This is a genomic window from Paenibacillus sp. DMB20, assembly GCF_000987955.1.
In the GTDB taxonomy this organism is placed as follows: Bacteria; Bacillota; Bacilli; order Paenibacillales; family Paenibacillaceae; genus Paenibacillus_AQ.
Genome location: NZ_LAZU01000022.1, coordinates 77,104 through 89,329 on the forward strand (window position 1 = coordinate 77,104; position 12,226 = coordinate 89,329).

The window sequence follows — 12,226 nt, forward strand, 5'->3', positions numbered from 1 at the left end:
CAACCTGACTTTTTTTAGCTTAGCCATTAAACCTATAAGGCGGTGGAATCATGCGTATGGTATTTCGCTGGTTCGGCGAAGGCAATGACACGGTATCGCTGGATCAGATCAGACAAATTCCCGGCGTGGAGGGCATTGTGTGGGCATTGCACGACATCCCGGCCGGCGAAGAGTGGCCGATGGATAAGATTCTGGAAGTTCGCGACCAGGCCGATCGTTACGGGCTTCATCTGGACGTGGTTGAAAGCGTAAACGTGCACGAGGACATCAAGCTTGGCCTTCCGTCACGCGATCTGTACATACAAAACTATATCCGCACCATTGAGAAGCTGGCGCAGGTCGGCGTGAAAGTCATCTGTTACAACTTTATGCCTGTGTTCGATTGGGCCCGGACAGACCTGCACAAGGCAACGGAAGACGGTTCAACGGCACTGTTTTTCGAGAAGGCCAAAATTCACGGCATCGATCCGATGGAACTGGTACGGGACATTACGGCCAACAGCGCGCTGACGATGCCCGGCTGGGAGCCTGAACGCCTGGCGCATCTGGGCTCCCTGTTCGAGGCGTACAAGAATGTGACGGAAGAGGATTTGTGGGACAACCTGGAGTACTTCCTGAGTGCCGTCGTTCCGGCTGCGGAGAAGAACGGCATACGGATGGCCATTCATCCGGACGATCCGCCATGGCCGATCTTCGGTTTGCCCCGTATCATCACGGGCCGGGACAACATCCGCCGCTTCTTGAAACTGTACGACGGTCCCGCAAACAGCATCACGCTGTGCAGCGGCTCTCTCGGCGCCAATCCGGACAACGACATCATCCGGATGATCCATGAGTTTCATGACCGGATTCCGTTCACCCATATCCGCAACGTGCGGGTCTTCGAGAACGGCGACTTTATTGAAACCTCGCACCGGACGCAAGACGGCACCGTGGATATTGCCGGCATTGTGAAGGCCTATCATGACAACGGCTTTACCGGCTACTGCCGGCCTGACCACGGCCGCCATATTTGGGGCGAAGAGTGCCGCCCGGGTTACGGTCTCTATGACCGCGCGCTCGGCATTATGTATCTATGGGGCGTGTGGGACTCCCTGGAGCGGGCTCGTACGGTTAGCGCTCAAAAGGAGGCGGTTTTATGAGCGCCCACCCCCAGACACCACGACTACCGAAGCATGATGCGCTCGAAGGGAAAGTCGCCGTAGTGACGGGCGGCTCCGGCGTGCTGTGCCGCGCGATGGCCCTGGAGCTCGGACGCCAGGGCGTCAAGGTTGCGGTGCTGAACCGCACGGTGGAAAAAGGCCAAATCGTGGCCGATGAAATTGCGGCCGCGGGGGGGGCAGGCCATGGCCGCGGCCTGCGACGTGACGGACTCGGACAGCGTACGTCGCGCCGAGGAAGCGGTCCGCGTGCGCTTCGGCCCGTGCGACATCCTGATCAACGGCGCGGGCGGCAACCATAAAGACGCGAATACGACCCACGAAATCTTCCGGGCGGAAGATGCCGGGGAGCCGGACGTGACCACCTTTTTTCGATCTTAGCGTCCCCCGGTTTCCGCAGCGTGCTGGATCTGAATTTTGTCGGGACCCTCATTCCGACGCAGGTATTCGCCAAAAATATGGTCGGCCGTCCCGGTGCCGCCGTCCTGAACGTTTCGTCCATGAGCGCGCCGTCCCCGCTGACCAAAGTTCCGGCATACAGCGCGGCGAAAGCGGCGGTCAACAACTTTACGCAGTGGATGGCCGTTCATCTGGCCGAAGCCGGCATCCGGGTCAACGCCATTGCACCGGGCTTTTTCCTGACGGAGCAGAACCGCAACCTGCTGACGCGCGAGGACGGCTCCCTGACCGACCGCTCCCGCAAAATCATTTCCCACACGCCGATGCGCCGGTTCGGCGTGCCGGAAGATCTGCTCGGCACGGTGCTCTGGCTGGTGGACAGCCAGACATCCGGCTTCGTCACCGGTACGGTCGTGCCGGTGGACGGCGGTTTTATGGCCTACTCCGGCGTTTAGGCGCAGAATGGTTGGGAGCCCGCTTGACCTTTGACCGAAAATATGGCATCTTAATGAGAACGATATACACACCTCTATACTGAAAAGCCAGGAAGGGAAAATAGTAGCATACTGAACCATTGTCCAAGCGAGCCGGCGGCAGGTGAAAGGCCCGGCACAATGAGGTATGTGAATGGGTCCCTTCGCTTCAAACCGAACCTTTTGCAGCGGCAAGAGCAGTAGGCTTTGACGGCCCTCCCCCGTTACCATGGGAGAAGTGATCGGAATCCCCGGTTTTGCCGGAAGTGGTTCCCGTCATGTTAAAGTGCGGCCCGTTTGCGGCCGAAAAGTGGTGGTACCGCGGAGTTTAACACTTCGTCCCTGGACAAGGGGCGGAGTGTTTTTTATTTTTCTTTTTCATCAACCCTAAGGAGGATAAACCCTATGAACAAAAGAATGTTGTCGGGCATCAAGCCCAGCGGAGATTTGAACATCGGAGGATACAGCGGCGCATTAAGCCAATACGTCGCTCAGCAGCATGACTACGAATGCTTTTTCTTCATCCCCGATCTGCATGCCGTAACGGTGTATCAGGATCCGAAGGAGCTGTACCAGCGCTCCCGCGACATCGCGGCTCTCTACATTGCCGCAGGCGTCGATCCAAAGAAGGCGGTCATTTTCCTGCAGTCCCAGGTATCCGCTCACGCCGAGCTGGGATGGCTGCTCGAGACGCAAGCCCATTTCGGCGAGCTCAGCCGGATGACGCAGTTTAAGGACAAATCCGAAGGCAAGGAGACGGTCAGCTCTGCCCTGTTCACCTATCCGGTGCTGATGGCGGCGGATATCCTGCTCTATCAGGCTACCCATGTGCCTGTGGGGGATGACCAAAAACAGCATGTTGAGTTGACAAGGGACCTGGCCACGCGCTTCAACAACAAGTTCGGCCATACCTTCACGCTGCCTGAGCCCATCATCCAGGATACCGGGGCGCGCATCATGGGCCTGGACGATCCGTCCCGCAAAATGAGCAAAAGCAACCCGAATCAAAACAGCTACGTGCTGCTCCTCGATGAGCCGGCCGCCATCCGCAAAAAGTTCTCCAGAGCCGTAACGGACTCCGAAATGAACGTCCGTTATGACTGGGAAGCCAAGCCTGCGGTCAGCAATCTGATTGAAATTTATTCCGTATTTTCGGGCGATTCCATCGGGACGATCGAGAAGCGCTATGAAGGCCAAGGCTATGGCTCGTTCAAAAAGGATCTGGCTGAAGTCGTCATCGCCAAGCTCGAGCCGATCCAGAAAACGTACCATGAGATCGTTAACTCCGAAGAGCTGGATAACATCTTGAAAGACGGAGCCGACCGTGCCGCCGAAGCCGCCAATAAAACGCTTCTCGCCGCCAAACGCGCGATGGGCTTTGTAACGTTTTAAGGACGTTGCCCACTAGACGGAAACGAAGTACGATTATAACCGCCAAATCGGGCCAAATCCGGTCTAATTACCCGCTGTTAACAACAGAGCAGCTCGAACAAAAACGAGCCGAAGCATCGCTTTCAGGCTCGTTTTTTTTTGCGTTCGTCCGGGAATATGGGTTCAAGTTTGCCTAGACTCCCGCGAAAGAAAGGCGGATAAAGTTTCATGGAATGCCTCGAGCTGATGTTGAAAAACATACACTCTAACGGACAAAACCCATGCCGGACCCTATTGAATTTCTAACGGACTCCAGTTCCGTTATTCGAGCTCTCATGGCCATTTTAAAATTCTAACGGACCTCAGATCCGTTACTTAAGCATTTTAGCCTCATTCCCCCCAGAAACACACTTTAACGGAACCTATTCCGTTAGGGAGCGAGATTCGCGCTTTAGAGATAATAACGGATTCTGTGTCCGTTAGAGCCATGCCTGATGGCTTATTTACTCAAACCAGCTGATGTTCGCCAAAATTCAGCCTTCAACCAGCGAAGCCTCCCATGAAAGAGCGGCTTCAGCCATACGGCCGACCCTCTCCATAAACGGGAGGCTTCTGTATATGCCTAAACTACAAGGGCGGCATGATGCGCCTAATTTACCCCGGCTTTATTTAAAAAATGCCGGCAGATACGGCTTGTGCGCTTCCAGCAGTTCATCCAGCACCTTTTTCGCGACCTCGACGGACGGAACGAGCGGATGATGCGCCAGCGCCTGCAAGGCGATGCCCCGGTCGCCGGTTATGGCGGCGTCGATCGTTAATTTTTCATACACCTTGACGGCGTGCATCAGCCCCTTAACATGCTCGGGAACATGCTGCGGAGCGAGCGGGATCGGGCCTTGACCCGTCACGACGCAGTTGACCTCGATGCTCGCATCTTTCGGCAGGAAATCAAAAGTATTGCCGTTCGCCACGTTCAGAGCCTGGATATCCCTGCGGTCGTTATAGATGGAGTTCATCAGATTCACCGCTGCCTCGGAGTAATAGGCTCCGCCCCGCTGTTCCAGCTGCTTCGGCTTCACGTCGAGGTTTACGTCCTTATACAGCTCGAACAGTTCCTCTTCCACGCGACTGACAACGTCGGCACGGGTTCCGTCTTTTTCAAGCGAAGCCTTCATGTCCGCGAACATTTTGTCGGTCATATAGAAGTATTTCAAATAATAGGTCGGAATCGCGCCCAACGATTTCAGGAAATCGGGATCCCAACCGAGCGTCGGCACGTTTTTCGCCGTGTAGGTTTTGCCGCCGTCCAGCAGCTCCGGAAGCTTCTCTTCCCCGCGTACCAACGCCGACGTTACCCAATGCAGATGGTTGATTCCCACAAATTCGGGCAGCGCGTCCTTTTCGGGCACGCCATATTCCGCAGCAAGGAACTTCTGGAAGTTAATCGGGGAGTTGCATAATCCGACCGAACGGACCTTGCTGTGCTTCAATACGGCTTCCGTTACGATGCCTGCCGGGTTGGTGAAGTTCAGCATCCACGCATTCGGCGCCAGCTCCTCAATGTCACGGCAAATGTCCAAAATAACCGGGACGGTACGCAGCGCTTTCATCATGCCCCCGGGTCCCGTCGTTTCCTGTCCGATCACCCCATGCTTGATCGGGATGTGTTCGTCCAGTTTACGAGCGGCTAACAGGCCGACCCGCATTTGAGTCGTAACGAAGTCCGCGCCTTCGATGGCGCGTCTGCGGTCGAGCGTCAGGTGAACTTCGATCGGCAGGCCGGATTTCTCGACCATGCGCTTGGCCAGGTTGCCTACAATGTCCAGCTTGTGCTTCCCTTCCTCGATATCCACGAACCACAGCTCGCGGATCGGCATCTGGTCATAATTCCGAATGAAGCCTTCCACGATTTCCGGCGTATAAGAGGAACCCCCGCCGATTACGGTGATTTTGAGACCGGATGATGCTGTCACTTCAATCGCCTCCAATTTTATTCTTGGCTTATGATTTATAAGAGCGGAGTTGCTTCAACTTAACAAACTCCAAGCCTCGTCCGCTTAAAACGATAAGGATTTCAGTCTTGCTTCCGTCGCGGCGTCAATAACCTGCCCATCCGCTTCCAATGCGCTCATCAGCGCCCCGGCCACCGGGTCGGAGGTCAGGCGCACGCAGGAGGCATGAGGTGCCCGTTTTGCCACGACGCGCTCAATGGCATCGGACAGAATGAGGCTGTTGCCCTTATTCAAAACGCTTCCAATGTACACGATATCAAACGTCTCATTCTCCATGCCCAAACGCTCGATCAAGGCACAGACGGCATTGCCGAGCTCCTCGCCTTCCGTCTCCAGAATCGAAATGGCTTCGGCATCCCCGGCCGCTGCCGCCTCAAGCACCGTTTTTACAAGGCTCGCCGGAATCGTTTTTCCATACAGCACGTCTTCATACATCGCTTCCACCGAGGCGTAACCCATATGCTCCAATACGAGCGGCGTAAGCTGCGTTTTTGGTCCCCGGCCGTCCCAGGCCCGGATTACCGTTCGGAATCCGAGCAACGCGAGGCCCGAACCTCCGGCGTAGCCATCCCCGAATTTGAACCCGAAGCCGCCGTACTGAAGCTCCTGCCCGGCCGCATTTCGCGCCGCGCTGTTAAACCCCGTTCCGCAAATAATGGCCGCCCCATAGGGACGGTTCGTGCCTGCCCGCATACCGATCATCGTATCGCACGCAATGTCGTGCCTCGGGAATCCAAGGCTTCCGATCATCGGCCGCAAAATGGCATAGTCCGGCTCGCGGTCTGCCCCCGCCAGCCCGAAATAGGCAAACCGGATATCTTCCTTGGACAATCCGGCTTCGGCGAGCGCACCGTCGCATGCGTCCCGGATATTTCGTTCCGCCACGTCGCGGCCAAGCTGGTGATTGCCGTTGCCAGCCATGCCTTTGCCCAGCACATGGCCGTGCTCGTCGATCACGACGGCATGGGTCTTGCTCGCGCCGGCATCCACGCCCAGATACCTCTTCATATCCTCACCCCTTCTCGCTTTTCGCGAGTCATGCTTGCGTTATATGTTCAAGATAATCCTTATGCGCCTAACCGGACTACTGTTATACGAGCATCAACTGATACAATCTTACTGTTCTCCCATGAAGTCCCCTTACGGGGAGCTTCTCACGGATTTGAACGCTCCCGAAGCTCGCTTGGCGACAAGCCGATGTGCTGCTTGAACAGCCGGTTAAAGTTGGAAAGATTGCGGAATCCGCACTGCTCGGCTATGCCGATAATTTTGGAGTCGGTCGTCTCCAGCAGATGAACCGCACGCGTCAGCCGCAGCTGGATCAGATAATTCAGCGGCGAGGTACCGACCGCTTGATGAAACAGCGCGCTGAACCGGGACGGACTTAGATGAGCGATGCCCGCCAGTTCATTCAGGGTCCAGCTGTAGTCGAGATTCAATTCCATCGTATGCAGAACTTCTCTAAGCGCATGCATGCCCCTGAATTTCACGGCCATCGGAACAACATGCTGAAGAGGCTCCTTCAAAGACCGGTGAACGAGCCCCAGGAAACGGATCAGATCCGCCCGGATCAGGCTCATGTAAGCATCGTCCCTTACGCGATACTCCTTCATCATCCGTTGAAAGATTTCCCCCAGCTCCCGGCAGACGGGTACATCCCGGGTTATGATATGACCGAAATGGACGCCGGCTTCCCGGAAAGGCCTCATCAGCCCGGGATCGTACTTCAAATCGATCGCGAGCAGCGAAGGATCAAACATGATGATATCCATCACCAGATCGCTCGTTTCAAAAGCCCGGTGCAGGTCATTGGTGTTAATAAAAAGAATGTCTCCTTCTTGGAACGGGATTTTCATGCCGTTAATCAGGTAATAACCGTTCCCCCTTCGGATATAATTCATCTCCAGGCTTGATGCCAATGCAGACGCTGGAAGCCGGGACTAACCCCTTCCGTTGTCGCCGCCGTGAATGGAAAGGACGTGTCCGGGTATTCAACATGATCACACGTCACCGTTTGAGGCCTGTCCATTCGGCAAATCACCTCCAAGCTATATCGCGGTCCTATGAAAGGCCCCTCTTGTCTACTTCAAATCCGTGTTTTATAGTCCGGTTTTTCAGCACCGGGAAGGCATCGTTTAAAGCAGATTCAATCACATATTAACACGCTGGGTCCGCCAGGTCATGGCCCGTTTGCCACAATAAGATCGGCGGTAACAAAAAGTGAGGAAATAGCCCGTTCCGCATAAAGGCTTTGAAAAAAGGTTGCATTCTTTAAAAGTGGTTACTATAATGGTGGTAACTTTTATATCGAATCTATATGGGATAAGGATGTGTCTTTTTGAATTTTCGCGTATATATACTGGCCATTGCGGCGTTTGTCGTCGGGATGGTCGAACTCATCGTCGGAGGCATTCTGAATCTCATCGCAGAAGATCTCCGCATCTCGATCGGCTCTGCGGGACAGTTCATCACGATTTTTTCCATCTCCTTTGCGCTTTCCGGCCCGATATTGATTAACGTGACGGCCAAAATGGAACGGAAAAAGCTTTACCTGTACACGATGGCTGTTTTCATGATCAGCAATGTCATCGTTGCCTTCACATCAAGTTATGCGGCGATTATCGCAGCCCGTGCTTTATCCGCCATGAGCGGGTCGGTCATCGTCGTCCTGTCGGTTTCCCTGGCTGCGTCCCTTGTACCCGAGACCCATAAGGGGCGCGCCATCGGCATTATTTATATGGGCATCAGCGGTTCCCTCGTTCTCGGCGTACCGCTCGGCATGATGATCGGCAACGCCTACGGCTGGCGCGCTCCGTTTCTCGTCATTGCGGTCTTAAGCCTGCTGGCCATGGCCGGTATCGCGATGTTCACCAAACGTACCGCCCCAAGCCCGGTCATTCCGCTGCGGGAACAGCTGGCCTTGTTGAAGAACGGCAAAATTATCAGCGCTCAGCTTATCGTTCTGCTCTTGCTGACCGGACATCTGACCCTGTACGGATACCTTCAACCATTCGTGGAATCTACCTTCCAGGTTAGTCCGGCCATGATGAGCTTGGTATACTTCCTGTTCGGCATCGCGGCCGTTTCCGGCGGCGGCGCGGGCGGCTGGATCGCCGACCGGTTTGGCACCAAGCGTGCGATTTTGGTTATCGTTGCGTGCTTCTCGCTGTCCATGTTCGTGGTGCTGTTAACCGCCCAGATTTCATTTTGGGTATTCCTGATCGCCATGATGATCTGGAGCGCGCTCAGCTGGGCGATCTCGCCCGCTCAGCAGACCTATCTGCTGCAGCTTGCTCCCGACAATGCGGAAACCCAGCTCAGCCTGAATTCCTCCATGCTCCATCTGGGGATTGCGATGGGCTCCATCATCGGCAGCACGGTGATTGAGCATAGCTCCGTATCCAACAACCCTTGGGTTGGCGGCCTGATTGCAGCCGCAGCGTTCGGCGTCGCAGCTTACTCGCTAAGCCGCGGTTCGGCTCCGGCCAAGGAGAAACCGGCGTCAACGTCTTCCCTATCGGCTGAACAGCTGTAGAGACGGACGGAGCTTGACCTGATTGTTGCCGCTTGAATTCCACTATACACATAATTAATTTTGAATACGCAATGTATCTTGCATCCCAACACGCAATGTATCTTGGATGTCATCATGCACGCAAGCCCCCGGCAGCATCATGCCGGGGGCTATTATCATTTGCGCTGCACTTTAAATTTTCAGGCAGAAACCCAATGGCAGCTTGCCCAAAAGAACGAAGGGTCATTAACTTTTAGGGATCCCCCTTTAGACACATCGCATAGCATAGCAACTCTAACGGACATATCCGGCGCTTAAACTGCAAAAATCGCCAGGCCCGCAGGTTTAACGGACATATCCGTTAAAGAACCAAATCAGGAGTAAACTGCCTCCAAATCATCCTCTAACGGATCCTATGTCCGTTACGTTTGTTTTCATGCTCAAAATCGCGTTTAACGGAATCCATTGTCCGTTAGAGCACCCGCTCAGCATGAACAACCATGGATGGGCATGTCTGGTGCCGAAAATGAAACGAAAGGGGAATCATTCCACAATAGAAATAATCTACCCTGGAACCATTCCCCTTAATCGTGACACTTTGCTGGATATCAAATACAAAGACATGAAATTGCAATGAACAGCTGCCTGAATTCGTTTCAGAGCTTCGAGATCCCACGTTACTCCCCAGACGGGCAAAACGGGTGCCCGCTTAGTACCGCAGCCGCAGCAGGAGCGATTTGATCTCTTCATCCTTGAACATTTCCTCAGGGTATTTGCGGCTGAATGCCGTAAGCGCCATATCGTGATAGAAAAATTCGGCGAACACCTTTACAAACGGCTGGGCCTGCGTCCTTATCGCCTGCCAGCTGCCTTGTTCCACGGCCGCAAACAGCAGCTGCTTCGTATCCGTCACAAGCAGCATAAAAACGCTCCAGCTTATCATGATCGGCCATGGGCTTCAGCACATACAGCTTGGACAGCGACATCTCCGGATAGTCCTGGCCCGTCACCAAGGCCTCCACCCGCACGCCTTCGCGCTCCTTGCGGTTCAGGAGCTCGGTGATTTCGGAGAACTCTTCGCTCCACATGGAGACGAGCACCGATTCCTGGGCCTCCTCGATCATCTGCCTGCAGAATGCCTGGATCGAACTGTGCGATTTCAGGCTCCATACCTGGTCGTCCACGATGGTTTTGCGGACGCCGACTTCACGGAGTTTTTTGATATCGTCCTCGAACTCGTGCGTCAGCTTGTCGATGACCGCTTCGACCGGGAGGGCGGTATATGTCCTTTTTTTTGCCGGATATGGTATCCATGACGATGCCTTTGTCCACCAGCCGGTCAAGCACTTCGTATATTTTAGCCTTCGGAACGCCCGACAGTTTGACGATGCTTGAAGCATCCATCGCTTCGCCGCCCGTGACCAGCGTTTCATAGACTTTGCTCTCATACTGAGAATATCCGAATTGTAGAAGCATGGCTCCTCCTTGTATCTTCACTTGTTACCCTCTATGTTACCGGACTCCGAGACGCTTGACCAGTCCGGTGAACCAAGCGCGCACAAGTCGGGACCGCCCCGGTTAAAACGTATAATAAGCCCGGGAGCAGTCCATCAAAAAGGAACGTTCCAGCGGAATGCCGCCAAGATGCCGGCGCTCATCGCGCCGTCTGATATGGGCAGCCAAGTCGGTCAGCGCGGCCTCGGCCAGCATCGTCCGGTGTATTCCCCACTCCGTCCGGTTTTGCTCCACGCAGTGGACGGCATCCGCGACCGTCAGTCCTTTCAGGCGCGAGAATATCGACGCCCACCGGACAATATCGGCATACTCCCTCGTATCCGGCAAGACATATTCCGCATACCCGGCTTTTGCTCCGCTGCATATTTTCAGCAAACCGCAATTATACAGCTTTCCCCCCCCATGGAATAAGACGCTCAGCCGAGCTGCCGTCAAAACGAAAAACCTCCATGTAACGGATGGTCAAACTGCTGCATTCAGGTTCGGAAAAGCACGGGGACAGCGAATCCGTTTGTTTGGTCGACATAGGTCTTCTCCTTTTCAAAAGGCTTGGAAGCAGCACAAAAAAACCCGTGAGCAGAGAAACTCCTCTGTCCAGGCTTTGACGGCATGCCGTTGCCGGCTGCGTTTCACATGGATGGTGTTCTCTCTCAATGACGCTTACGAGGTTAGCTGACGGATTCGGGCTTGAGAGCGCCCTACCTGCAAGTCTTCCCGTTATGGAACAGACTCTTAGGATTCACCCCATTCGCCGGCGTTTTCGGCGATTTGGTTCCCCCGTCTCCCTGGCTGGGAGCTCAGCGATAACATACTGATTGGTTTGGCTGCATTGGCTGAATCATACGCCTTGATTCTCATGGAGTAAACCTCCGTTTGGATGCCAGTATTTAACATATTCGTCCGATTCCGCGAAGGAAAACGCATTCAATGAAACTTATCAGCCATTATCGCTTCATTTTCACGTTATCTCACGCTTTTTCGTGAAATTGGAGAAATACAGAGAAATACATAGCGTTGAGCAGTATTTAAGAGATCTAATGGTGTTTATCCTTTCTTCCCCAATGAAAAAGCTGTAAACGTGATGCAGGTCACGTTTACAGAACAGGCTGCAAGGAATATGATACGAATCATGAATTAACCAGTTTTCATTGCAATCGCTGAATTTCCCTGTTGTGCAGGGAAGCGGGGGAACCAAACAAGAGATGAAGCGGATGGTGTGAGAGCCGTCCGGATCATTTCAGGGGTGAATCGCGGATCGTAAACAACCATGGGTTTACGTTTCGCGTAGGGCGACTCTCACCGCCCGAATCCGTCAGCTAACCTCGTAAGCGTTGAACGGAGCATATTTTCCGCATGGCACGTTTCACTGCAGGAAAATCTCTGTTTTTGGAGAGGATGATGAAGCTTGTGATCGATCAATACGACCACAGGGCTTAATGCCTCTGTGGTTTTTTTACACTTTTTCTGAAAATTATAACTTATTTGCAAAATCCAACTATTTACTTTCGCTGAGTCCTTGAATGGAAAAGGAACGGGGGAACCAAACGGGAGCTGTTAAGCTCTCCGGGGTGAATCCCGAAGACGGTGGCAGCCGTTATTCGGGTAGGGCGACTCTCACGCCCGAATCCGTCAGCTAACCTCGTAAGCGTATCGGGAGAGGCAACCATTGTCGCGTGCAGGGCACGGCGTGTTTCGCTGTGCCGTAAGAAGCCGCGGGAAGAGTGCGCTCTGCTCTCCTACCGCAAGGCTTCTTTTTTGTTGCCTTCTCTCTCCAATGTACAG

The 12,226-nt window shown here is 54.1% G+C and carries 8 protein-coding genes, 2 pseudogenes, 3 riboswitches and 1 other annotated feature; of the genes and pseudogenes, 4 read left to right on the plus strand and 6 right to left on the minus strand.

The genetic code is table 11. The features are described 5' to 3' along the window. The first annotated feature begins 50 nt into the window (after positions 1-50). The 3 genes and pseudogenes from uxuA (at position 51) to trpS (ending at position 3,424) form a co-directional block, all read left to right on the plus strand. Complete coding sequence (gene uxuA / locus XI25_RS10130; RefSeq protein ID WP_046678485.1) at positions 51-1,142, plus strand: mannonate dehydratase; 1,092 nt, start codon at positions 51-53, stop codon at positions 1,140-1,142. After that, positions 1,139-2,014 (plus strand): annotated as a pseudogene (locus tag XI25_RS10135) (SDR family oxidoreductase). Before uxuA ends, XI25_RS10135 begins: the two are co-directional and overlap by 4 nt. A gap of 80 nt (positions 2,015-2,094) precedes the next feature. Further along, positions 2,095-2,379, plus strand: a binding site (T-box leader). A 58-nt stretch (positions 2,380-2,437) separates the two neighbouring features. Further along, the gene (gene trpS / locus XI25_RS10140) at positions 2,438-3,424 is read left to right on the plus strand and encodes a tryptophan--tRNA ligase (protein ID WP_046678486.1); all 987 of its coding nucleotides are present in this window, start codon (positions 2,438-2,440) and stop codon (positions 3,422-3,424) included. Positions 3,425-4,068: 644 nt separating this feature from the next. Here trpS and XI25_RS10145 read toward each other — a convergent pair. From XI25_RS10145 to XI25_RS36200, 4 genes are all read right to left on the minus strand, one after another. Next, positions 4,069-5,376: a 6-phospho-beta-glucosidase gene (locus tag XI25_RS10145; RefSeq protein WP_046678487.1), complete on the minus strand. Its 1,308-nt coding sequence runs from the start codon at positions 5,374-5,376 to the stop codon at positions 4,069-4,071. Between the two features lie 84 nt (positions 5,377-5,460). Further along, positions 5,461-6,423 carry an N-acetylglucosamine kinase gene (locus tag XI25_RS10150; protein WP_046678488.1) on the minus strand — a complete coding sequence of 321 codons (963 nt, stop codon included), beginning with the start codon at positions 6,421-6,423 and terminating at the stop codon, positions 5,461-5,463. 146 nt (positions 6,424-6,569) lie between these two features. Further along, positions 6,570-7,316 (minus strand): AraC family transcriptional regulator, encoded by a 747-nt coding sequence (locus XI25_RS10155; protein WP_327204758.1) that lies wholly within the window; start codon positions 7,314-7,316, stop codon positions 6,570-6,572. Beyond that, positions 7,313-7,444: a hypothetical protein gene (locus tag XI25_RS36200; protein ID WP_327204759.1), complete on the minus strand. Its 132-nt coding sequence runs from the start codon at positions 7,442-7,444 to the stop codon at positions 7,313-7,315. Before XI25_RS36200 ends, XI25_RS10155 begins: the two co-directional genes overlap by 4 nt. A gap of 357 nt (positions 7,445-7,801) precedes the next feature. On the opposite strand from XI25_RS36200, the gene XI25_RS10160 reads away from it, so the two are divergent. Further along, complete coding sequence (locus XI25_RS10160) at positions 7,802-8,950, plus strand: MFS transporter (RefSeq protein ID WP_235439814.1); 1,149 nt, start codon at positions 7,802-7,804, stop codon at positions 8,948-8,950. Between the two features lie 688 nt (positions 8,951-9,638). Here XI25_RS10160 and XI25_RS10170 read toward each other — a convergent pair. Both XI25_RS10170 and XI25_RS10175 read right to left on the minus strand, forming a co-directional pair. After that, positions 9,639-10,405, minus strand: a pseudogene (locus XI25_RS10170) (TrmB family transcriptional regulator). A 102-nt stretch (positions 10,406-10,507) separates the two neighbouring features. Further along, a complete protein-coding gene (locus XI25_RS10175; protein WP_052759555.1) occupies positions 10,508-10,879 on the minus strand; it encodes a hypothetical protein in 372 nt (123 codons plus the stop codon). Between the two features lie 207 nt (positions 10,880-11,086). Further along, a riboswitch (cyclic di-AMP (ydaO/yuaA leader) is annotated at positions 11,087-11,257 on the minus strand. Between the two features lie 332 nt (positions 11,258-11,589). Further along, positions 11,590-11,790: riboswitch (cyclic di-AMP (ydaO/yuaA leader) on the plus strand. A gap of 150 nt (positions 11,791-11,940) precedes the next feature. Then, a riboswitch (cyclic di-AMP (ydaO/yuaA leader) is annotated at positions 11,941-12,108 on the plus strand. Positions 12,109-12,226 lie beyond the last annotated feature (118 nt).

Excerpts from the sequence above, each read along its gene's own strand:
- uxuA (WP_046678485.1), top strand. The coding sequence starts at position 51 with ATGCGTATGGTATTTCGCTGGTTCGGCGAAGGCAATGACACGGTATCG.
- trpS (WP_046678486.1), top strand. The coding sequence starts at position 2,438 with ATGAACAAAAGAATGTTGTCGGGCATCAAGCCCAGCGGAGATTTGAAC.
- XI25_RS10150 (WP_046678488.1), bottom strand. The coding sequence starts at position 6,423 with ATGAAGAGGTATCTGGGCGTGGATGCCGGCGCGAGCAAGACCCATGCC.
- XI25_RS10155 (WP_327204758.1), bottom strand. The coding sequence starts at position 7,316 with ATGAATTATATCCGAAGGGGGAACGGTTATTACCTGATTAACGGCATG.
- XI25_RS36200 (WP_327204759.1), bottom strand. The coding sequence starts at position 7,444 with ATGGACAGGCCTCAAACGGTGACGTGTGATCATGTTGAATACCCGGAC.
- XI25_RS10160 (WP_235439814.1), top strand. The coding sequence starts at position 7,802 with ATGGTCGAACTCATCGTCGGAGGCATTCTGAATCTCATCGCAGAAGAT.